Source organism: Nostoc sp. S13 (genome assembly GCF_029379315.1).
Lineage (GTDB): Bacteria > Cyanobacteriota > Cyanobacteriia > Cyanobacteriales > Nostocaceae > Nostoc.
Genome location: NZ_JAQYWQ010000115.1, coordinates 1 through 21,849 on the forward strand (window position 1 = coordinate 1; position 21,849 = coordinate 21,849).

General features: G+C 41.6%; 21 protein-coding genes. 17 read left to right on the plus strand and 4 right to left on the minus strand.

What is annotated here, in order from left to right; genetic code table 11:
- Positions 1–225 precede the first annotated feature (225 nt).
- The 12 genes from PUQ00_RS26400 (at position 226) to PUQ00_RS26455 (ending at position 10,162) form a co-directional block, all read left to right on the plus strand.
- Positions 226–1,125 carry a YihY/virulence factor BrkB family protein gene (locus PUQ00_RS26400; RefSeq protein WP_300422249.1) on the plus strand — a complete coding sequence of 300 codons (900 nt, stop codon included), beginning with the start codon at positions 226–228 and terminating at the stop codon, positions 1,123–1,125.
- An 86-nt stretch (positions 1,126–1,211) separates the two neighbouring features.
- Positions 1,212–1,718 carry a DUF4112 domain-containing protein gene (locus PUQ00_RS26405; protein ID WP_300422251.1) on the plus strand — a complete coding sequence of 169 codons (507 nt, stop codon included), beginning with the start codon at positions 1,212–1,214 and terminating at the stop codon, positions 1,716–1,718.
- A gap of 19 nt (positions 1,719–1,737) precedes the next feature.
- Positions 1,738–2,670: an alpha/beta hydrolase gene (locus PUQ00_RS26410; protein ID WP_300422281.1), complete on the plus strand. Its 933-nt coding sequence runs from the start codon at positions 1,738–1,740 to the stop codon at positions 2,668–2,670.
- Positions 2,671–3,398: 728 nt separating this feature from the next.
- Positions 3,399–5,354, plus strand: a complete 1,956-nt coding sequence (locus PUQ00_RS26415; protein ID WP_300422253.1) for a type I restriction endonuclease subunit R — start codon at positions 3,399–3,401, stop codon at positions 5,352–5,354.
- On the plus strand, positions 5,351–5,671 hold the full coding sequence (locus PUQ00_RS26420) for a hypothetical protein (RefSeq protein ID WP_300422255.1): 321 nt from the start codon (positions 5,351–5,353) through the stop codon (positions 5,669–5,671). The genes PUQ00_RS26415 and PUQ00_RS26420 overlap by 4 nt, the downstream gene beginning before the upstream one ends.
- A 15-nt stretch (positions 5,672–5,686) precedes the next feature.
- Positions 5,687–6,640, plus strand: a complete 954-nt coding sequence (locus PUQ00_RS26425) for a restriction endonuclease subunit S (RefSeq protein WP_300422257.1) — start codon at positions 5,687–5,689, stop codon at positions 6,638–6,640.
- 51 nt (positions 6,641–6,691) lie between these two features.
- Positions 6,692–6,940 (plus strand): hypothetical protein, encoded by a 249-nt coding sequence (locus PUQ00_RS26430; RefSeq protein WP_300422259.1) that lies wholly within the window; start codon positions 6,692–6,694, stop codon positions 6,938–6,940.
- The gene (locus PUQ00_RS26435) at positions 6,940–7,509 is read left to right on the plus strand and encodes a zeta toxin family protein (protein ID WP_300422261.1); all 570 of its coding nucleotides are present in this window, start codon (positions 6,940–6,942) and stop codon (positions 7,507–7,509) included. The genes PUQ00_RS26430 and PUQ00_RS26435 overlap by 1 nt, the downstream gene beginning before the upstream one ends.
- Positions 7,469–7,696 carry a hypothetical protein gene (locus PUQ00_RS26440; RefSeq protein WP_300422263.1) on the plus strand — a complete coding sequence of 76 codons (228 nt, stop codon included), beginning with the start codon at positions 7,469–7,471 and terminating at the stop codon, positions 7,694–7,696. Before PUQ00_RS26435 ends, PUQ00_RS26440 begins: the two co-directional genes overlap by 41 nt.
- A 30-nt stretch (positions 7,697–7,726) precedes the next feature.
- Complete coding sequence (locus PUQ00_RS26445; RefSeq protein WP_300422265.1) at positions 7,727–9,193, plus strand: class I SAM-dependent DNA methyltransferase; 1,467 nt, start codon at positions 7,727–7,729, stop codon at positions 9,191–9,193.
- Positions 9,194–9,355: 162 nt separating this feature from the next.
- Positions 9,356–10,021 (plus strand): class I SAM-dependent methyltransferase, encoded by a 666-nt coding sequence (locus tag PUQ00_RS26450; protein WP_300422267.1) that lies wholly within the window; start codon positions 9,356–9,358, stop codon positions 10,019–10,021.
- Between the two features lie 6 nt (positions 10,022–10,027).
- Complete coding sequence (locus tag PUQ00_RS26455; RefSeq protein ID WP_300422269.1) at positions 10,028–10,162, plus strand: hypothetical protein; 135 nt, start codon at positions 10,028–10,030, stop codon at positions 10,160–10,162.
- A gap of 33 nt (positions 10,163–10,195) precedes the next feature.
- On the opposite strand, the gene PUQ00_RS26460 is transcribed toward PUQ00_RS26455, so the two are convergent.
- Positions 10,196–11,875 (minus strand): fasciclin domain-containing protein, encoded by a 1,680-nt coding sequence (locus PUQ00_RS26460; protein ID WP_300422271.1) that lies wholly within the window; start codon positions 11,873–11,875, stop codon positions 10,196–10,198.
- A gap of 1,051 nt (positions 11,876–12,926) precedes the next feature.
- Here PUQ00_RS26460 and PUQ00_RS26465 point away from each other — a divergent pair.
- The 3 genes from PUQ00_RS26465 to PUQ00_RS26475 all read left to right on the plus strand — a co-directional run bounded on the left by PUQ00_RS26465 (position 12,927) and on the right by PUQ00_RS26475 (position 15,695).
- Complete coding sequence (locus PUQ00_RS26465) at positions 12,927–13,979, plus strand: aldo/keto reductase (protein ID WP_300422272.1); 1,053 nt, start codon at positions 12,927–12,929, stop codon at positions 13,977–13,979.
- Positions 13,980–14,094: 115 nt separating this feature from the next.
- Positions 14,095–14,670: a DNA starvation/stationary phase protection protein Dps gene (dps, locus tag PUQ00_RS26470; RefSeq protein ID WP_300422273.1), complete on the plus strand. Its 576-nt coding sequence runs from the start codon at positions 14,095–14,097 to the stop codon at positions 14,668–14,670.
- A 266-nt stretch (positions 14,671–14,936) separates the two neighbouring features.
- Positions 14,937–15,695 carry an ATP-binding cassette domain-containing protein gene (locus PUQ00_RS26475; protein ID WP_300422275.1) on the plus strand — a complete coding sequence of 253 codons (759 nt, stop codon included), beginning with the start codon at positions 14,937–14,939 and terminating at the stop codon, positions 15,693–15,695.
- A gap of 335 nt (positions 15,696–16,030) precedes the next feature.
- On the opposite strand, the gene PUQ00_RS26480 is transcribed toward PUQ00_RS26475, so the two are convergent.
- Positions 16,031–16,258 carry a hypothetical protein gene (locus PUQ00_RS26480; protein WP_300422276.1) on the minus strand — a complete coding sequence of 76 codons (228 nt, stop codon included), beginning with the start codon at positions 16,256–16,258 and terminating at the stop codon, positions 16,031–16,033.
- A gap of 175 nt (positions 16,259–16,433) precedes the next feature.
- Between PUQ00_RS26480 and PUQ00_RS26485 the strand changes: the two genes are divergently transcribed.
- Positions 16,434–20,699, plus strand: a complete 4,266-nt coding sequence (locus tag PUQ00_RS26485; RefSeq protein WP_300422277.1) for an NB-ARC domain-containing protein — start codon at positions 16,434–16,436, stop codon at positions 20,697–20,699.
- Positions 20,700–20,793: 94 nt separating this feature from the next.
- Positions 20,794–20,943: a hypothetical protein gene (locus PUQ00_RS26490; RefSeq protein ID WP_300422278.1), complete on the plus strand. Its 150-nt coding sequence runs from the start codon at positions 20,794–20,796 to the stop codon at positions 20,941–20,943.
- Between the two features lie 71 nt (positions 20,944–21,014).
- On the opposite strand, the gene PUQ00_RS26495 is transcribed toward PUQ00_RS26490, so the two are convergent.
- On the minus strand, positions 21,015–21,308 hold the full coding sequence (locus tag PUQ00_RS26495) for a DUF433 domain-containing protein (RefSeq protein ID WP_300422279.1): 294 nt from the start codon (positions 21,306–21,308) through the stop codon (positions 21,015–21,017).
- A 31-nt stretch (positions 21,309–21,339) separates the two neighbouring features.
- Positions 21,340–21,579, minus strand: a complete 240-nt coding sequence (locus tag PUQ00_RS26500; RefSeq protein WP_300422280.1) for a hypothetical protein — start codon at positions 21,577–21,579, stop codon at positions 21,340–21,342.
- Between the last annotated feature and the right edge of the window lie 270 nt (positions 21,580–21,849).

Here is a 21,849-nt window from a genome sequence, read left to right on the forward strand (position 1 = left end):
ATTGGGCATTGGGCATTGGGCATTGGGCATTGGGCATTGGGCATTGGGCATTGGGGAAAGAATTTTTATAACTCCTAACTCCTAACTCCTAACTCCCCACTCCTAACTCCTAACTCCTAACTCCCCATTCCCCATTCCCCATTCCCCATTCCCCATTCCCCATTCCCCATTCCCCAGTACAGACGCGATTAATCGCGTCTCTAGCCACTCCCCATTATCTAAATCATGCCAAAACCTCGTTTTTTCCGCTTTTTTCGCCACCTCAATTGGCGCACGCTCAAAAAAACTTTTGCCAGGACAATCCAAAGACGACTTTTGGGACTAGCGTCGGAAATCGCTTTCAATGCCATGTTATCGCTGTTTCCAGCAATTCTTGCTTTGATCACAGCCATTGGTTTATTAGCAGAATCTTTGCAAGCCACTTTTAAACAACTGGCAGATCAACTAAGTCAAGTCCTACCTGAACAAGCCCTGAATCTGATTCGTGATTTTGCCACCACAGAAATTACCAACTCCAAAAACAGTAGTTTGTTTTCTCTGAGCTTTGTATTAGCAATTTGGGCTGCTTCTGGGGCGGTGAATACCGCGATGACTGCCCTCGACCAAATCCATCAAATTCCTCCAGAAAACATACGCCCCTTTTGGAAAGCCAAGCTTGTCTCTCTCGGATTAACAGTCGGTACTATGTTGCTTTTAGTGTTGGCTTCTTTTTTAGTGTTTACCAGCGACTGGCTGTTGGAAATGGTAGTGCGCGAAAATGCTTCTTTGATCTTCTTGGTGCATCTTTGGCAGTTGTTACGCTGGCCTTTAGCTTTAGGTATTGTTGCTGTCGCCTTTGGCTTTGTCTATCGCTATGGCCCAAGCCAGTGGAACTCAGGCACGCCAATGATGCCTGGAGCAATTTTAGCAGCTGTTTTCTGGGCAATATTGTCTGCCCTATTTCGGCTTTATGTAGCGAATTTTGGCAACTATAATAAAGTCTATGGTGCTGTAGGGGCTGTGATAGTTTTAATGCTCTGGCTGTCGATGAGTTCTGCTGTTCTGTTAATCGGCGATCAGTTGAATGTGACTGTCGGCGAAGATATGCGCCCAAAAGCACATTCAGAATCTAACGAAAAATATTAATTAGTAAATTGCTGAGAAAACTTTTGACAAATCTCAGTAGGCGAGTAGAATGTCTAACGATTCATATAAAGTGAGCGATCGCCTTTATGCCTGATTCTTCTTTTCGGTCTTCGATCATCGAACCTGATGCCAAAGCACTTACCTTGAAGCGCCTGCGTCAGTTAAGTCGGCTGCTGGATAATGTTATTACTATTCCTGGTACGCAGATTGGTTTTGGTCTAGATCCAATTTTAGGACTGATACCTATTGGTGGTGATTTTTTGGGAGTGATGTTTTCTAGCTACATCATCCTAGAAGCGGCGCGGCTGGGTGTATCTAGAGCCACTTTAGGCAAAATGGTTTTGAATGTGATTATTGATGGCTTGGTAGGCGCTGTCCCAGTTTTGGGAGACTTGTTTGATTTTGCCTGGACGGCTAACAGTTATAATATCAGGCTCTTGGAAGAGTACTTAAAGTTTCCTAGCCAGCAAAGGAGTGCAGACAGGTGGTTTATCTTTGCAGTTTTGGCTGGATTGTTGCTAATCTCGATTGTTTTAGTAGCATTACCCGTCATACTAATTAGAATATTGTGGAACGCCTTAAGTGGCGGTTAAATTATTTATTGATAACGGAATGAAAGATTGGTGGCAAGCTACTTTTCCTCAAGGGCGGCAAAGTCTAGTTATTACTGATGCTAAAGGCTATCCTGTACAAATTGCTTATGGCGAAAAAGGTAAAGGTAAACCGCTAATTTTATTACATGGCATGGGTAGTTGGAGCTATAATTGGCGGCACTGTATAGCACCATTATCTAAATATTTTCGAGTAATTTGTTTTGATGCCAAAGGTTTTGGTTTTTCCGAAAAACCATTGTCTCGGAGAGAACACAATGGTCATCAAGTTATTGAGTTTAAAAGAATTATTCAGGCATTATGTGATGAACCCGTAGTGATTGTGGCTGAATCTCTGGGGGGATTAGTTGCCCTTGCGCTGGCTCAAGAAAATCCGCAGTTAATCGGGCAACTTGTAGTAGTAAACGTACCTATTTTTACCGAACGTCTACCCCATTGGGCTATGTGGTTACTTGCCCAAACGCCGCTGGAAATAATGCAAACAATTGACTCCTTACGTCTGGCATATTTGTTTGCACCTCTATTTAGAGAAATTATGGCAATAGAAAGACGTGCGGTATTATTTGATCCATCAATTTTGACACAGGAAGATGTCTATTGGATAACTTACCCGTTTATTGAATTACCTGGTACAGTTGCGAAAGTCGCTGAAGAGTTACAAATAGCAGCGCGAGAAATTGAGAATTGGCAAGGAAATCAGCCAAATATGCTCACCCAAATTCAAAATAATCTGAGTGCAATTAAGTGTCCTACACTAGTTTTGTGGGGTGATCAAGATAGTTGGTTTCCTGTTAGTCATGGTGAAAAATTGCATCAGTATATCCCCAATTCTAAATTACAAATTTTATCTAACTGCCGTCATGATGCCTCAACTGGCGCTTTTGAGGAGTTAAATGCAGCCATTATTAAGTTTTTACAAGATACTGACTTTTGAAGAAGAATTTAGAAGTCACAGTTCAGGAGCAGAGGGTCTCCGGCTCTGCTCCTGACTCCTGAATTCTTTTCTGATAAAAAGAGAGTGGGAGGAAGCATATCAGTCAGCTTTCAAACTCCCACTCTGCCATTTGCTACTGAAGTGAACAGGAATGTATACAGACGTTGCCCGTTATTTGGGGGCTAGTCCGTACTTCGACAACAACGCCTGTAAGCATTTAATATTCCTGTTGCAGCAAATGCCAAACCTAATTATTGATATTTATGTGCTGAGAAAAATCCTCTGCAAATATATTGATAGAGGTAGTTTTTTATTTTTGTAAATCACTTAGTAGATAGTGTTTTACAAAAGGAATTTGCTTACGTGGTAGTCCCTGATAACAAAACCCTTGAAGTCGTTTATCTTTGTACAATTTAACTTGGTTAATTAGAATCTGGTTGCCATTTTGGCAGGTTTTTAAATTTTGTAATTATTTATAAGTAGCCTTTATGAACTACATAACGATCTGACTATTATCCCAATAGTTTTTGGAAAGTATAAAAGTGGATCAGGCATCCAATCCAATAATTCAACACACTATCTCCCCAATCTTCTGCGAACCAGCCTGCTTATTAGCGCGATCGCTGATTTTATTCCTCTTTTTTAGCTGTTACTATCCTGTATTTAATATTATTTGCCGTTTTCAATTAAAGATATGACAATTTAAATACCCGTATATTAAATTAGTCATGACCCCAGAGTCACAAGCCAGACTCAAAATTGACCAACTACTAACCGATGCAGGTTGGATTATCCAAGACTACAAACAAATCAATCTAGGTGCTTCTTTAGGTATTGCTGTGCGGGAATATCCCTTAAAGTCTGGTTTTGCTGATTACCTTCTGATGATTAACCGCAAAGCGGCGGGTGTAATTGAAGCTAAAAAAGTGGGTATAACCCTCAGTGGAGTTGAAAATCAATCTGATAAATATTCATTCCAGCTTCCGCCAAAATTAAACTGTCACCGCAAACCTTTACCCTTCCTCTACGAAAGCACGGGGGTAGAAACCTGTTTTACAGATAACCGTGACCCTGATTTTTGCTCTCGAAAGGTGTTTAGTTTCCATAAACCAGAAACATTACAGGAATGGTTAGGACAGTCTGACACCCTCAGAGTCCGGTTGCAAGTGTTACCGGAAATTGACACAGAAGATTTACGGGAATGTCAAAAAGAAGCGATCGCAGGTTTATTTAATTCTCTGAAACAAAATCGTCCCAAAGCCTTGATACAAATGGCGACAGGTGTTGGTAAAACCTACACGTCTGTTAGTTTTATTTACTGGCTGATTAAAATAGCTGGGGCGAAACGGGTTTTATTTTTGGTAGATAGAAAAAATTTAGGAGAACAAACCCAAAAGGAATTTCAGCAGTATGTCACCCCTGATGATGGGCGCAAATTCACAGAACTTTATAACGTGCAATTGTTGACTTCCAACACCATCGACCCAGTGAATAAAGTTTGTATTACCACAATTCAACGGCTTTATTCCATGTTGCGGGGGGAAGCTGACTTTGAAGCAGAAAATGAGGAAGCATCCCAGTTTGATGGGGAACAGGAAAACCAGCAACCCAAGGATGTAGTTTACAATTCACAGATTCCCATAGAAACTTTTGATTTCATTATTACCGATGAATGTCACCGCTCAATTTACAATGTGTGGCGGCAAGTATTAGAATATTTTGATGCTTTTATTATTGGTTTGACTGCCACACCATCTCTGCAAACCTTTGGTTTTTTTAATCAAAACTTGGTGATGGAATATCCCCACGAACGGGCGGTAGCTGATGGGGTAAATGTGGGATATGAGGTTTACCGCATTCGCACCCAAATTACCGAACAGGGTAGTACTGTCCAATCTGGGTTTTATGTTGATACGCGCAATCGTCAAACCCGTGCGCTACGTTGGCAGCAGTTGGATGAAGAATTAAGCTATGCCGGGAGACAATTAGATAAGTCTGTTGTAGCAATTGACCAAATCCGCACGGTGATTCGGACTTTTGATAATCCTCTGTTACGGAATTTGCTCAAAGAAATTAAAACGAAGAATGAGCAGATTATTGATACTGTCAGTCAGGATGTGGTGTTACAGGCGGGTTTTGATACCAGTGCTAGGGATAAAGCAAGGGGGACAGTGGAGAGTTTCCAGCAGTATATTGAAGCAAATAAAGATGAAATTACAGCCTTGTCTATGCTTTATAATCAGCCCTACGGACAGCGACAGTTTACTTATGAGCAGATTAAGCAGTTAGCAAATGCGCTGTCACGTCCCCCCCGGAATTTGACACCCCAGAAGTTATGGGATGCTTACGCGCAACTGGAAGCGGATAAGGTGCGGGGTGTGGGGGTACAAAAGTTGTTGACTGATATCATTTCTCTGGTACGCTTTGCGATCGAGGAAACGGAGGTTTTAGAACCTTTCTCGGTATCGGTTGAGGAGAAGTTTCAGCAGTGGGTAGGGGGAAAGGGGTTTAGTTCTCAGCAGGTGGTGTGGTTGGAGAAGATTAAGGAGCATATTATTACCAGTGTGAGAATTGAGGCGGAGGATTTACAAGAAATGCCCCAAGAGGCGTTTCAGGGTAATCTGTTGTTTGGGAATGATTTGATGGGTATTTTGGATGAGTTGAATGAGGCGTTAGCTGTGTGATGGGTGAAGATTTGTATGAGTTGCCAAAGGGTTGGGTGTGGGTAACTTCAAGTGAAGTTTGTTCTTCTGTAAGGGATGGAACACATGACACTCCAAAATATGTCGAGCAAGGAATTCCCCTTATCACTTCAAAAAATCTAAAAGAAAATGGTTTAGACTTTTCAACAGCCAAAAATATTAGTTTAGAAGACCATCAAAATATTAGTGTTCGCTCTGAAGTGGACAAGGGCGACATATTGTTTGCAATGATAGGAACTATTGGTAATCCTGTAATTGTTCGTACTGATAAAGTTTTTAGTATTAAGAATGTTGGTTGATTCAAGAAAAACGAGTTGGTTATCAATTCCTATTATCTAAAATACTGGTTATCTTGTATAGTCTTTCAAAAAGTCATTGAAAATAAAGAATTTGTAAAGGGGACAACGCAAAAATTTATTCCACTTGGACATTTAAGGATAATTGATATTCCCCTTCCCCCACTCCCTGAACAACATCGCATCGTTGCCGAAATTGAGGAACTATTCACCCAACTTGATGCAGGGGTAGAGTTACTTAAAAAGGTAAAAGCCAAATTAAAACGCTACCGTCAGGCAGTGCTAAAAGCCGCAGTGGAAGGAAATTTAACTAAAGAATGGCGCACAGCACATCAAGGAGAATTAGAACCCGCTTCAGTGTTACTTGAATGCATCCTCAAGCAGCGCCGGGAGAAGTGGGAAGCTGAACAATTGGCGAAAATGCAAGCACAGGCTAAAACTCCTAAGGATGATAGTTGGAAGCTAAAATATAAGGAAGCGATCGCACCTGATACCTCTGATTTACCTGATTTACCAAATGGGTGGTGTTGGGCTAGTTTAGAGGAATTAAGTTGGGATTCTAGATATGGAACATCCGAAAAGTGTGACTACAACTTTTCAGGCTCACCTGTTCTCAGAATTCCTAATATTGTTGATGGTAGTATTGTCTTAGATAATTTAAAATATGCTGCTAATGATAACAAGCTTGATGCTATTGAACCATTAGCATCTGGTGATTTACTCATTATTCGTACTAATGGAAGTAAAGAACTTATAGGTCGGGTTGCTTTAGTTACTCAAACTTATGATTACCCATATTTTTTTGCATCTTATTTGATTAGATTTCGTCTAATATCTATAGATATTTTACCTATTTTGGTAAATAAAATATGGAATATTTTTAGAACTCTTACATGGATTGAAACGAGAACAGCAACATCAGCAGGACAGCATAATATTAGTCAAACTGTCTTAAATAAACTTCCTTTATAAGTTCCTTCACTACTAGAACAGAAAAAAATTATAGAAGAAATAGAACGCATTGTGTCTGTAATCGACCAACTCGAAAAAACCATAAACATCAACATTAAACGCGCTGAAAGACTCCGCCAAAGCATCTTAAAACAAGCCTTTACAGGTCAACTCGTCGCCCAAGACCCCAGCGACGAACCCGCCGAAAAACTCCTAGAACGCATCAAAGCCGAAAAAGCCAAACAGGTAACAACCAAAACCAAGAAAAAGACCAAATCTCAGCCCCAATCACCCACACAATTAGCATTACCATTAGATTAATGCCCAACCTATACATTATCGGCGGTGCAAACGGATCTGGTAAAACTACCACCGCCCTGCAAATCCTTCCCTACTTCCTAGAAGTATTTGAATATGTCAACGCCGATGAAATAGCAGCCGGACTTTCTCCTTTTAACCCGGAATCCGTAGCCATTCAAGCCGGACGATTAATGTTAGAAAGACTAGAAACTCTGGTGAATGCTGAAGCTGATTTTGCTTTTGAAACTACATTAGCGGCTCGTAACTTTGCCAGATTCTTGAGAGAATGTAAAATTAAAGGTTATATTATCAACTTAATTTACTTTTGGTTACAAAGTCCCGAATTAGCGATCGCACGGGTACGCAGACGTGTAGAAAGTGGCGGTCACAACATCCCTGAAGATACTATTCGCCGTCGCTATGAACGAGGCCGCAGCAACCTAATTAACTTGTATTTACCTGTGTGTGATACTTGGATCATCTATGATAATTCTGGGTCTGAACCTCTATTAGTGGCTGCATCAAATATCAATCAGGAAGCAATTATCTATGAACCCCAAATCTGGAATCGAATTACAACCAGGGAATAAAGTGCAAATTCCCTTAACAGAAGTGCATCAAAAAATTGATGCTGGTGTCAAAGCTGCTATTGCTAAAGCTATTGAAAGACACCGCCGTTTAGGGGAATCTATTAGTATTTGGCAAGATGGCGAAGTTGTTACATTAACCGCCGATCAAATTCCTCCTCTTGATTCAACTGTTAGTCATGGCGAATGACGGTTAAACCCTGTATACAGATTTAATTAAATGGCTAACGAATCTTCGACCATTGTTCAAAAACTCTGGAATTATTGCAACGTCCTCCGTGATGATGGCGTTAGCTACAATGACTATGTAGAACAGCTTACCTATTTGCTGTTCCTAAAAATGGTCGAAGAACAAAACCAACTTCCCCCACCGTTGAGTAAACGTTCCACCATTCCCACCGAATATAGTTGGGAGGCTTTGCGATCGCTTGACGGGGATGCTTTAGAAATACAATATCGCCACACCTTAGAAACTCTGGGTAAAGAAAAAGGACTGCTAGGCGTTATCTTCCGCAAATCCCAAAACAGAATTCAAGACCCCGCTAAACTCAAACGACTGGTAGAACTCATCAATTCAGAAACTTGGATTGGTTTAGATATTGATATCAAAGGTGAAATTTACGAAGGACTTTTACAAAAGAACGCCGAAGATGTCAAAGGTGGTGCAGGTCAGTATTTTACCCCAAGGGCATTAATTCAAGCCATTGTTGAAATCATGCAACCTCAGCTAGGACAGCGCATTTGTGACCCCGCTTGTGGAACTGGGGGTTTTTTCTTGGTTGCTTATAATTTCATCAAAAATAACTACAAGCTGGACAAAGACCAAAGGCATTTTCTCAACAACAAAACCTTTAAGGGTGCTGATGTTGCTGATGGGGTGGTGCGGCTGTGTGCAATGAATCTTTACTTGCATGGGATTGCAGGTGATGAAAGTCCGGTTGAAGCCAAAGATAGCTTGATGGCAGATTCAGGCGATCGCTTTGAATTAATATTGACTAATCCGCCCTTTGGTAAAAAAAGCAGCATTACTGTTTTTAAAGATGACGGGAAAGCAGATAAAGAAAAAGTCGTTTATCGCCGGGATGATTTTTGGGCTACCACTTCTAACAAACAGCTAAATTTTCTCCAGCACGTCAAAACTCTGCTGCAAATTAACGGTAAAGCTGCGGTTGTTGTCCCTGATAATGTCCTTTTTGAAGGTGGTGCAGGAGAAACAATCCGTAAAAAGTTACTGCATGAATGCGATGTCCACACTTTGCTGAGACTGCCTACAGGGATATTTTACACTCAAGGTGTCAAAGCTAATGTTTTATTTTTTGACCGCAAACCCGCTAGGGCTACGCCTTGGACTGAGAAGCTTTGGATTTACGATTTTAGGACTAACCAACATTTCACTCTGAAAACTAACACCCTGCGTTCCGAAAATCTGCAAGACTTTATTCAGTCATTTAATGCTGACAATCGCCATGAACGCCAGGAAAATGAGCGATTTAGAGTTTTTAGCTATGAGGAACTGATCCAACGAGATAAAGTCAGTTTAGATATTTTCTGGCTCAAGGATGAGAGTTTAGAGGATTCTGATAATTTACCTGCACCGGATGTTTTAGCTTTGGAAATTGCAGAGGACTTAGGAGCAGCGTTGGAACTGTTCCAAGGTATCACTGAAAATTTGGAAGTCAAATTATAAAATAACGCTGTGACTTAATCGTTATAATCAGGAGTCAGAATTCAGGAGCCAGAATAAATTCTGTACGACGAAGAGGATAAAGATTAAGCTAACTGGGGATTCCTGATAAACCACTCTTGGGCGATAGTATAACTGTAGATTCTTTCAATTCTCTGATTTACTATGCCAAAACAGTCTATAGGTCTTGATAACCAACTCTATAATTACCTTTTATCCGTTTCGCTGCGGGAACCGGAGATTCTTTTGAAGTTGCGCCAAGAAACCGCCAGCCATCCCCGAAGTGGAATGCAGATTTCACCAGAACAAGGGCAGTTTATGAGACTACTGGTACAGCTCATTGGAGCCAAGAAAACCCTGGAAGTTGGAGTGTTTACGGGTTATAGCTCACTTTCTGTCGCTTTAGCACTACCTGCTGATGGGAAAATTATCGCTGCTGATGTGAGTGAAGAATTTACTGCGATCGCCCGCCGATATTGGCAAGAAGCCGGAGTTGCTGATAAAATCGATTTGCGATTGGCGCCAGGTTTGGAAACTTTAGATCAGCTGTTGGCAACTGGGCAAGCCGAGACATTTGATTTTGCCTTTATTGATGCTGATAAAGAAAATTATGATCAATATTATGAGCGATCGCTACAATTGGTGCGTCCAGGTGGATTAATTGTTATTGATAATGTTTTATGGTCTGGACAAGTTGCCCAAGAGCAAAATCAAGATGAAAGCACCCAAGCAATCCGGGCGCTCAACGAAAAGTTACATCATGACGAACGGGTTAGCCTTTCTCTTGTCCCTATCGCTGATGGACTTACTTTAGCCATGAAGCGACCTTAATATAATTTGAACCAAATTTGGGGCATGGGGCATTGGGCATGGGGAAGAGTCACCAATGCCCAATCCCCAATGCCCGAAGTCGGCGGGCGGCTATCCCTTTCCACCCACAAAGGGTTGAAGTTTCCCGCCGACTTTCAATGAATTGCCCCTACCGCGTGTTTTACTTCTATTTACTTAGAAGTTGTAGCCAAGTCCGAATAGTAACCCGACATCAGTTTCATCCATAAAAGCAGCATTTACAGCACCTGTTAGCGTAAATCGAGAACCGAGAGGAACGTCTACACCACCAGTTAGCAGTAATCCGAAATCGGTATCGAGGTTAGCTTCAATGGCTACGCCAGCACCTATGTAAGGAGATATCGTATAGGTTCTTTCACCCACTGAACCTGCTACCTTGGGAGAAAAATCCAAAGTTAAAGGAACCAGAAACAGTGTATCATCCCCAAAGATCACGGCTGGTCGCACTGATATATTGCGTGTCAGACCAATTTTGCTAATCGCTGCAAAGTTACCGTCACTTAGAGCTGTATCGCCGCCGCTCAAACCAATGTTACCAGCAACTCCGATGTAGCTTCTGCCACCACGAGTTGATCTACCTGGCTCAACATTAGGCGTGTTTGCTGTTGGTGGTTGATTTAACTTACTAATGTTAATATCAGGCGGGATTAGGACTTGGTTAATTGCATGGATAACACCATTGCTAGCTTTGATGTCCGCCTGGATAACTCTGGCATTATTCACCTCGACTTGATTATTAGCGCGATCGATTTTAATATTTACAGGTCTATCTTCATAGGTTTTCAGTTCCCCAGCCGAGAATTGACTAGTAGTTACTGCACCAGGAACCACATGATATCTCAAAATCTTAATCAATGCTTCTCTATTCTCTGGTTGCTGTAACTGCTGTAAAGTAGCAGCAGGCAAAGCAGCAAATGCTTCATCGGTGGGAGCAAAAACTGTATAAGGGCCTGGCTGTTGAAGAATATCTGCTAAACCAGCTGTCTTTAATAAAGAAGTCAGAGTTGTCAGAGAACGACTGGATGCAGCAAGAGAAACAATGTCGCTACCGGTTTGAGTTCCACCGACAATATACTGACTAGCTGGAAGATTGCTAGCAATGGGTTGTATCCGTCCCTGTTTAGCCAAAGCTTGATATAAAAGCGCTGCCGCTTCTGCACGAGTTAGAGGCTGTTGCGGATTTAATTGTTTTATATCTGGATAATTAACAACAATATTAGATTGTGTTGCTGCTGTCACACCATTAACAGCGTAGTTCGGGATACTTGAAGCATCATTGTAGTAGGTGTTGAGGTCACTACTTGCTCCAGTACTGCTAGTAGTCAAACCCAAACCACTTGCTAAAGCAACAATCCCCTGTACTCTGGGTATTTGTTGATTTGGCAAAAATACGTTCCCAGGATAGCCTGCCAAGAATCCAGTTTCGTAGGCGCTCTGAATTGCAGAAGCCGCCCAATAGCCAGCAGGAACATCACTAAATCCACCTGCGGTTAATTGCCGAACTCGGTTTTGGCTGCCGAAGGCTTTTTGAATTAAAGCAGCAAATTCAGCACGAGTCACAGGTTGATTTGGTCTAAAGGTGCCATCAGGAAAGCCAGCAATCACGTTATTGTCGGCTAGGGCTTGAATGAAGGGATGCGCCCAATAATCTGAGGAAACATCAGACAAGTTAACTGTTGAAGTCGGCGATGGTGTTGCAGGCGTTGGTGTCGCAGATGGAACAGGAGTTTGAGATGAAGCTGGGGTAGAAATTAGGATGGGAGTTATTATCGCAGCTGTCATTCCCAGAACTAGTAAAGCAACCCTTGCTGATGACCAACGAAACGAACTAGACATGGAAATATCCTCTTTTCAAATTTTTGGATTGACTATTGGAAAATACTGAATGCAAGGTTAAGTGAATACAAAGATTGAGACGATTGTTTGGTTTGCCTCGATATGGAAACCACAAAATACAACCGTTAACTCTGGAAAAGTCAAATGTAGGATATTATGAGTAGCTGCTCTAACACCCCATAACATTTATGCAAATGTTCACCACACATAGTCTAAAATTCCTATTTGATTTTTAAAGAACCTCAGACGACACTAAACTAATAAGGATAACCAGAGATACTGTAGTAATCTGGTATGTTGCAACAACAAAGATAATTAGTGCAGGTAGGCGATTTTATCAGTCCTAAAATCGCAGTCAAGCATTAGGATGATTGGCTTTTAATAGCCATCTCTTTATAATTGCCGAGGAAGGTTAATACCGTCAAGCCTAATGTATCATGAACTTTCGCAAAATTTAAAAAAGAAAATGTGTCTTGGCAATATAAGTATACTATTACTCTTTGATAAAAATTATACAACTAACTAATGGCTGGATTTCAAGGAAAAAGTTTCACTCTTTAGATAGTTGTCTATAATGGTAAATTTTCAAATACTAGACTGGAAATTAGCGATCGCAATCAAAAATTTCGGGCACGATTGTGCCCAGATTTTTGGCTAGTAATTATTTTTTGGCAAAAGAGAATTTTATGAAAATTAACCCATAGATAAACTAGTACAGCAGGGCAAAAGTGTTTCTAGCTTAAAGAAGGGACTTAAGAGGGTGTTTTAAAAGTGTTGAGCCAATAGAATTCGCGGCTATCTATAACAGACAAAACCGACCTTGGTCGGTTTCAAATTCTAGAGTCCAACATCTTCTTAGATAGCACGACAATACAAACAGGACTGACGCAAAAGGTAGTGGAAGCCTTGATTTACCGTCGGGGCAATTCATGAATTGCCCCAAGATTGTCCTAACAAATAAGGGCTTGTCCTCAAACATCGCCTTCAGTTTCCAGTTATCATGCTTTTTAGATAGTATTCGCTTAGTTTTTTCATTAATGAGAAAATATTCATGAGATACAAACTCTTGGGCAAAAGCGGGTTAAGAGTCTCGGAACTCTCCTTGGGAACCATGACCTTTGGTGAAGATTGGGGTTGGGGTGCATCTGTTGACGAAAGTCGTAAAATCTTTGATACCTATGTAGAAGCAGGGGGAAATTTCATTGACACCGCCAACGGTTATACCGATGGTAGCAGTGAAAAAATTGTGGGTGAGTTGATCGGCTTAGAACGAGAACGCTTTGTAGTTGCGACAAAATATTCCTTTCCCTTGCGGATGAACGATAAGAATGGCGACCCGAACGCCAGTGGAAACCATCGCAAGAACTTAATTCAGTCTTTAGAAGGTAGCTTGAAACGGCTGAATACCGATTACATTGATTTATTCTGGTTACACGCTTGGGATTTTACAACACCTATTGAAGAAGTCTTGCGATCGCTAGATGATTTAGTCCGTCAAAGTAAAGTACTTTACATCGGCATTTCTGATACCCCTGCTTGGATCATTTCCCAAGCAAATACTATCGCCCAATACCAAGGATGGACGCAGTTTGTCGCCCTGCAATTTGAGTATAGTTTAATTCAGCGAACACCAGAACGGGATTTGCTACCGGTGGCTAAAGCTTTTGATTTAGCAGTAACACCGTGGTCGCCTTTGGGTGGTGGTGTGCTAACAGGTAAGTATAATCAGCCTCCTCAAGAGGGTAGCGAACAGGGACGATTAGCAAATGCAGCTTTAGGAAATATTTCCGAACGCAGTTTAGCCATCGCTGAAGTTGTTAGCCAAGTTGCAACAGAAATTGGACACACACCTTCACAGGTAGCATTAGCTTGGTTACGCGCTCAAAGTGGGGTGATTATTCCGATCATTGGGGCACGTAAATTAACGCAATTTCAAGATAATTTAGCTTCTTTAGATGTCAGCTTATCACCAGAACATTTGCAACGTTTAAATGAAGTAAGTAAAATAGAATTGGGTTTTCCCCATGACTTTTTGCAGAATGATGTAATTCGCGATCGCCTTTTCGGTGGTACATTCAATACCATAGAAAACCATCGTATTTAACGCAATTGTCATAGACAGTAACACATTCAGCCGTTAATTCAATCTATCGTCAGAGAGTTTCGCATAGCCTACCAAAATCTGTAAAGTTAGATGTAAAAGGCATTAACGTAGAACTATGAGCGACAACACTATTTCATCACGTTTGTACCCCACCCGCATAGATATTCCCGCCGAAGCGCGAGTGCAAATTGTGGTACTTCTCAATCAAACCTTGGCAGCTACTTTGGATCTAAAAACTCAGACAAAGCAAGCGCACTGGAATGTTAAAGGAACTGACTTTTACCAGCTACACCTATTATTTGATGAACTTGCGGGTGAATTGGAAGAGTACATCGATATGGTAGCTGAACGTGTCACAGCTTTAGGCGGATATGCTTTTGGAACAGCCCGCGCCGCAGCTAGCAATTCAATTTTGCCAGAATATCTCTTTGATATTTTGGATGGTAAAGACCACGTAACAGCGTTGTCAGATCGCTTTGCAATTTATGCTAAACATATCCGGCAAGCGATCGCTAAAACTAATGAATTAAACGACTTGGATACTGCTGATCTTTATACCGAAATTTCCCGCACCATTGACAAACGACTCTGGTTCTTAGAAGCTCATCTGCAAGTAGCAGAAATTAAGGCAGAGAATGGCAAAACCTCTACTACTAACACTCAAAGGACGCCTGCTGCTGCTCTAAAATAAGTACTTCTGAAAAACACTAAATTAGTAGTATGGTGCGTTACGGCTTAAGCTGTAACGCACCATCTTATATAGAGATTATCTCGTTCCCAGTCGGAGACTCTTAATGCATTCCAAGAGGGCTGCCGCCTCAAGACTTGCGGCAGAGCCGCGATGAGGTGCAAACGAGATTTTAAAGTTTCTGTATGGAAGTTTTTGTGATTTTTGATTAATAAGTTGGATAATTGACCTGCAACGAGTAATCAGTTAGCGTCCACTAAAAGCCACTCATGCCGCAAAATAATCAAACTGCCGTCGAATTCCGCGATGTTACTTTTAGCCGCAATCATCGCCCATTGGTATCAAATCTCAATTTTACCATCCGCCAAGGAGAAGCACTGGTATTGCTTGGGCGCAGTGGTAGCGGCAAAACTACAACTATGAAGTTAATTAATCGCTTATTTACACCTACACAGGGCGAAGTTTTATTTGATGGCATTCCGACAACTGAATGGGATGAAATTAAACTGCGGCGAAAGATTGGTTACGTGATTCAAGAAATTGGTTTATTTCCTCATTTCACTGTGGAACGCAATGTCGGTTTAGTTCCGGCTTTGGAAGGTTGGCAATCTAAACAAATTAAAATGCGCGTTTATGAATTGTTGCAATTGGTGGGTTTAGAACCAGCACAATTTGCCGCACGTTACCCGCACGAACTTTCGGGAGGACAAAGGCAAAGAGTCGGTGTAGCCAGGGCTTTAGCAGCAGATCCGCCAGTGTTGTTGATGGATGAACCCTTTGGCGCACTCGATCCGATTACGCGGCTAGAACTTCAACAAGAGTTTCGGCATTTGCAGCAGGAATTAGGCAAAACAGTTGTTTTTGTGACTCATGATATTCAAGAAGCGTTTATTTTAGCATCGAGAATTGGTTTAATGTATGGCGGAGAATTGGTAGTATTGGGGACAACAGATGAATTTATGCGATCGCAACACCCAGAAAGCCTCGCCTTTCTTCAATGTCTGCGTTCTCTGCCAGAGACTTTATGAAAGTTTTGGCATCGATGGCATACACTACTCTACGATTATTCTTAACAGAACTGTATTGGACAATATAGTAATTCAATTAAAAAATATCTAAATTAATAGGGTGCATTATGGCTTTAGCCTAAGAGGTTGTTTGAAAAATGTTTCGCTGTGAGTTTAGGCACTTTTAGATCCCCCCTAACCCCCCTTAAAAAGGGGGGAACCGGAATCAAAGTCTCCCTTTTTAAGGGGGAAATCGAAATCAAAGTCCCCCTTTTTAAGGGGGATTTAGGGGGATCTAAAACTATTTGATACCGAGAATAGGACTTTTCAAACATCCTCTAACACACCCTACCACTTCATCTTTTACTTTTGAGCTTTGGAGAATCGTTTTTTTCGCTTTTATCCTGCAAGCTAAGAATTTTAACCAGCACTGGAATATATTGTTGAATCATCCAAATCAACGCTTCAATGGATGAATTACCTTGGTCAATCTGGCTTTTAGCTTGTAAACCAATTAAGAATAGTTGCATTGCCAGCAACAATGCAATGGTTTTACTGAGAATATTTTGACGCTTGCGTTGCATTTATTTATCTCCCAAAGAGTTGTTTGTATAGATACAAGGTTCTCTTTGGGGTTGTGTCCCTAAGCAAATACCCTAATCTTGCTGAAAATGGCTTAGAATCTGGATTACATGAGTTTGGGGTGGTAGTTTCAATATGGGGTAGCCCCAAAGTTCTTACTCAATTTTTTGGGATATAATGCCACGAACTACCTATGGGTCTCAGATTCAAAAGCGAGTTAAGCGTCTGCTTGAGGCGTTGCTCTGTTTTGTTGATAGAGAGTTTGAGGACAGTGACCTTAAAATTAAGTACGACTGGAAAGACGAAGACAGCGCTAATCTTAAGCTGACTGTGCAGACTACGTTAGTCACGTTGGAGTTGCTGACGCAAAAAGACAAATATCCTGGCAAGTTAACTAAAGACCAAATTCGAGAAGCACTGAATTTGCTCAAGGATTTCTTGAACATTCTGGAAGATAATCGTATCCAAATCAAGGGTATTGAGGAATGGCGCTTTACACTGAAGCTATGGTCAAGAGATCGGGAAAAGAACTTAAAACGGTTTGATGAGACATGGGAAAACAGCAGACCAAAGAAATCGAAAGAATTAGCAGCTACACCCGAAATTAAACTTGCGTTATTTCAAGCACCACCCTTACCCGAACACTTTGTAAAACGCCCAGAATACAGCGACGTTTTAAAAACTCGCCTCCTTGCATCATCATCAGGTAATCACACTTTGGTAATTACTGCGATTCACGGCTTGGGTTCTGTGGGCAAATCGACTATAGCCGCAGCTTTAGCCCATAATGCAGAAATCCAAACTCGGTTTTGTGACGGTATTCTGTGGACAACATTAGGTCAGCAACCTGATGTACTTTCTTTACTTAGTGGCTGGGTGCAGGCGCTAGGAGACTGTAACTTTAAACCTACCAGCATAGAAGCAACTTCTACCCATCTGCGAACTCTACTTTATGACAAAGCGGTGCTGCTGGTGGTTGACGATGCCTGGAATACAAAAGATGCCTTAGTATTTAATATTGGCGGGGTGCGGTGTCAGGTTTTAGTAACTACTCGTGAAGGAGCGATCGCTGAGGCATTAGGAGCCAGAACCTACAGTCTGGATATAATGACAGCACCCCAGGCGATGGAATTGCTGACGAAGAAATTAGGACGGGAGATTACTGGTGTAGAACGTCAATCAGCAGAAAATTTAGCTAAAGGTGTTGGTTATCTCCCCCTAGCATTGGAATTAGCAGCTGCCCAAGTTGCTAGTGGTACAACTTGGACAGTCTTGTTACGAGATATTCAACAAGAAATTGCTCGGTTAAAAACATTGGATAGACCAGGGGCAAAAGATACTACTGATGAAGCAAGTTTAAAACGCCTCAGCTTAACTGCATCTTTGAACTTGAGCATAAAGCGATTGGCACAAGAGGACAAAGAATACTTTACTTGGTTGGGTGTGCTACCTGAAGATGTAAGTATTACTCCCAAAATGATGGCAACACTTTGGGATATTACAGATGAGCGCGATGCCTCTGATTCATTGAAAGATTTACAAAGTAAAGCCCTATTATTACTTGGTGTTCCTCTTGCTGATTCTACACTTACCTATCGCTTACATGACTTATTCCACGACTTAGCACGGAACTTGTTAACTGCTCCCCCACAGCCGCGCCGAGGTAATTTACCAGGACTAGGTATTTCCCTTGCCAATGCTCACGTCGCTTTGTTGGAGAAATATCAGCAGAAAACCCAAAATGGTTTATGGCATACCTTGCCCAATGATGGTTACATTCATCAGTATTTAGTTTGGCATTTAGAAAAGGCTGGACAGCTTGAAGAGATTCACGAGTTATTGCGGGAAGAGTCGGCAACTGGCAATAATGGCTGGTATGAAGTGCGGGAGAAATTAGGGCAAACTGGAGGTTACATAACGGATGTTTCTCGTGCTTGGGAATTAGCAGAGACGAATTGGACTGAAGCAACTTTGTTTCAAGTGGTGGGTTGGCAGTGTCGCTATGCTTTAATTACTGCTTCCCTTAATAGTTTGGCAGCTAATTTACCAGTAAAGTTGCTAGTGGGGTTGATCAAAAACAATATTTGGACTCCTGAACAAGGACTCGCTTTCGCCTTACAAAACCCTAACTTAGTTCAAAAAGCAAGCTCAGTTATAGAACTAGTCAACTATTTGCAACCAAATCTTAAAAAACTAGCATTGGATAAAGCACTGGCCGCTGCTCGAGCAATTCAGGATGGGAAATATCGCACCTATACTTTGATAGCTTTAGCCAACAAACTGCCAGAGGTATTGCCGGAAGCACTGACTGATGCTCAAGCTATAGAAGATGAGTTAACTCGTGCCAATGCCTTGAGTATCTTAGCTGAAAAAATGCCAGAGATATTGCCAGAAGCACTAATTGCTGCTCGAGCAATTTCGCATGAGTACTATTGTGCTGATGCTCTGCATTTCTTAGCTGACAAAATGCCACAGGTGTTGCCAGAAGCACTAGCTACTGCTCGGGCAATTCGGGATGAACATTTCCGTGCTTATGCCCTGAGTGACTTAGCTGACAAAATACCAGAGGTATTGCCGGAAGCACTGGCTGCTGCTCGGGCAATAGAAGATGAGTCACATCGTGCCAACGCCCTAAGTGCGTTAATCAACAAAATGCCAGAGGTATTGCCAGAAGCACTAGTTGCTGCTCGAGCAATTCAGGATAAGAATTATCGTGCCAATGCGCTAAGTGCGTTAGTTAACAAAATGCCAGAGATATTGCCAGAAGCACTAGCTGCTGCTCGAGCAATTCAGGATAAGAATTATCGTGCCAATGCGCTAAGTGTGTTAGTCAACAAAATGCCAGAGGTATTGCCAGAAGCACTAGCTGCTGTTCGATCAATTGGTAATGAAAAGTGTCGAGCTTATGCTGTGTGTGCTTTAGCTGACAAAATCCCAATGCCATCATTGTTAGAAGCGTTGGTTGATGCCAGAGCAATTGGTAATGAAGATTATCGAGCTTATGCCCTATGTGCCTTAGCTGACAAAATGCCGGAGATATTGCCAGAAGCACTAGCTGCTGTCAAAGCAATACGAGATGAAAAGGATCAAGCTAATGCCCTGTGTGTCTTGGCTGACAAAATGCCAGAGATATTGCCAGAAGCACTAGCTGCGGCTCAATCAATTGGTAATGAAAAGTATCGAGCTAATGCTCTGTGTGTCTTGGCTGACAAAATGCCAGAGATATTGCCAGAAGCACTAGCTGCTGTCAAAGCAATACGAGATGAAGAAGATCAAGCTAATGCCCTGTGTGTCTTGGCTGAAAAAATGCCAGAGATATTGCCAGAAGCACTATCTGCTGTCAAGGCAATACGAGATGAGTCAAATCGTGCCAATGCGCTAAGTGCGTTAATCAACAAAATGCCGGAGATATTGCCAGAAGCACTAGCTGCTGTTTTAACAATTCAGTCTGAGTCAATTCGCGTTAAGGTCTTGAGAGCTTTAGCCAATAAACTACCACTACAGTTGTTGCCAAGAGCATTGGCTGCTGTTAAGGTAATACGGGATGAGAAATATCGTTCTGATGCGCTCATAGCCTTAGTTGATAAATTACCGGTACAGTTGTTGCCAGAAACATTGGCTGCTGTTAAGGTAATACAGGATGAGAAATATCGTTCTGATGCGCTCATAGCCTTAGTTGATAAATTACCAGTACAGTTGTTGCCAGAAACATTGGCTGCTATTAAGGTAATACGGGATGAAAAATATCGTGCTGATGCTTTAAAAGCCCTAGCCTATAGACTTCCTTTAGAATTTTTACCAAAAGCACTGGTTACAGCTAAGGCAATAAAGAATAAAAAGGATCGTACCAATGCCCTGACAGGATTAGCCGAAAAAATGCCAGAGTTATTACCACAAGCACTGAGGGCTGCTAGGGCAATATCAAATGAACAAGATCGTGCTACTGCTCTAAGAGCGTTAGCCGAAAAAATGCCAGAGTTGTTACCAGAAGCACTGAGGGCTGCTAGGGCAATATCAAATGAACAAGATCGTGCTACTGCTCTAAGAGCGTTAGCCGAAAAAATGCCAGAGTTGTTACCAGAAGCATTGATTGCTGCTAGGACAATATCAAATAAACAGGATCGTGCTAATCCCCTAAAAGCCTTAGTCAATAAATCACAACAAGAAATTATACCAGAAGCACTAGTTGTGGTTCTAGCGATTCAAAATGAGAAGTCTCGCGCCATTAAACTAAGTGTGTTAGCTTCTGGTTTGTCACAAATGCCGTATACCACACTTTTCCCCTTCTGGCAAGATACGCTTCATAAGTTATCTCTTCGCACTCGTCCTAATTTGCTGCAAGATATTAAGGCATTGTTTCCAGTTATCTTTGCATTAGGTGGCGAAGCCGCAACGGCAGAAATTGCCCGCGCTATTGTAGATGTGGCGCGATGGTGGCGGTGATTTAACAGTTATCAGTTCGGTAGATATCACCTAATTTACAGCTACTTAACCCAGTTCTCTAATAACAGCGTAGGAATGTGAGAATGCTAAGGGCTTGAACTTGATCCAACACTTTTTGGGGTTTTTGCTTGATGAGGTAAATGCAGATATTGGTATCAAGCAGGTATCACATTTACAAACTCTCTCTGGAGTCGATGAGTGGCCGATCGCAATTAGTCATGAAATTATCAGAGAAATTGTCTAGACTGTCGATGACCGATCGCCAAGAGTTATCTTTGGCAATGAGAACAATAGCGTTATACAAGCGAATTCGGCTCATAAAAATTTTTGAGTTTTATGCAGTTTCTCTAATCTCTCAGCTTTATCTGCCTCTGCTGCAATGTCAACGTCAATTTGGTCGCGGTTAGCATGATAATAAGCTAAAGCTGCATAAACCTGCGCTAAGGTCAAATGACTAATTTGATCTGCAATCTCTTCTACGCTGTAACCTTGTTTATACCAAATAGCGATGCGCCGGACTGTCACCCCTGTACCAGCAATAATTGGGCAACCGCCGTGTATTTCAGGATTATAGTTAATTAGTGTGCCGATATCAGTAATAGTTGTCAAAACTTGTTCTCCGAAGTTTTTTACATTATCTCTAATTTGACCAGTTAGCAAGATATTTATCTATAGTCACAGACTCACCACCGCTATACTCAGCGCGAACCGCTTGAATTTCTGCCTGTGTTTCTGGATCATCTTCATACAAAGCTTCTTCGGCTTCAAAAATTTGTTGCTCAATTAACTTTTGAAGTTGACGTTTTTCTGTTAAATCAAGGGAAGATATTGCTTCTGCTAAAGTTTTTAAGGAGAGTTGTAGTTTAACAATAGCTGGCATTTTTCTCCTATTGGATGTGTTTTTTTCGCACTTTGACACCATTATGTTGATTTTAACAGTTATATTTTTGTCAAGCCCTCACGCTTGTGGGGTGCGATCGCAGCAATTGGATTTGCCTAACTTCCGCTCAGTGCGATCGCACAATCTCTCACAAACTGCGTAGTTTACCGCCGTAGGCATCGCCTAATACCAATTCAATTAATGATTGGAACACATCCTTGGGTGAAGACGCGATGAATCGCGTCTCTACAGATGGTCTATTTGTCGCAT

Coding starts and splice junctions, on each gene's coding strand:
- PUQ00_RS26400 (WP_300422249.1), top strand. CDS start 226: ATGCCAAAACCTCGTTTTTTCCGCTTTTTTCGCCACCTCAATTGGCGC.
- PUQ00_RS26405 (WP_300422251.1), top strand. CDS start 1,212: ATGCCTGATTCTTCTTTTCGGTCTTCGATCATCGAACCTGATGCCAAA.
- PUQ00_RS26410 (WP_300422281.1), top strand. CDS start 1,738: ATGAAAGATTGGTGGCAAGCTACTTTTCCTCAAGGGCGGCAAAGTCTA.
- PUQ00_RS26415 (WP_300422253.1), top strand. CDS start 3,399: ATGACCCCAGAGTCACAAGCCAGACTCAAAATTGACCAACTACTAACC.
- PUQ00_RS26435 (WP_300422261.1), top strand. CDS start 6,940: ATGCCCAACCTATACATTATCGGCGGTGCAAACGGATCTGGTAAAACT.
- PUQ00_RS26440 (WP_300422263.1), top strand. CDS start 7,469: ATGAACCCCAAATCTGGAATCGAATTACAACCAGGGAATAAAGTGCAA.
- PUQ00_RS26445 (WP_300422265.1), top strand. CDS start 7,727: ATGGCTAACGAATCTTCGACCATTGTTCAAAAACTCTGGAATTATTGC.
- PUQ00_RS26450 (WP_300422267.1), top strand. CDS start 9,356: ATGCCAAAACAGTCTATAGGTCTTGATAACCAACTCTATAATTACCTT.
- PUQ00_RS26460 (WP_300422271.1), bottom strand. CDS start 11,875: ATGTCTAGTTCGTTTCGTTGGTCATCAGCAAGGGTTGCTTTACTAGTT.
- PUQ00_RS26465 (WP_300422272.1), top strand. CDS start 12,927: ATGAGATACAAACTCTTGGGCAAAAGCGGGTTAAGAGTCTCGGAACTC.
- dps (WP_300422273.1), top strand. CDS start 14,095: ATGAGCGACAACACTATTTCATCACGTTTGTACCCCACCCGCATAGAT.
- PUQ00_RS26475 (WP_300422275.1), top strand. CDS start 14,937: ATGCCGCAAAATAATCAAACTGCCGTCGAATTCCGCGATGTTACTTTT.
- PUQ00_RS26480 (WP_300422276.1), bottom strand. CDS start 16,258: ATGCAACGCAAGCGTCAAAATATTCTCAGTAAAACCATTGCATTGTTG.
- PUQ00_RS26485 (WP_300422277.1), top strand. CDS start 16,434: ATGCCACGAACTACCTATGGGTCTCAGATTCAAAAGCGAGTTAAGCGT.
- PUQ00_RS26500 (WP_300422280.1), bottom strand. CDS start 21,579: ATGCCAGCTATTGTTAAACTACAACTCTCCTTAAAAACTTTAGCAGAA.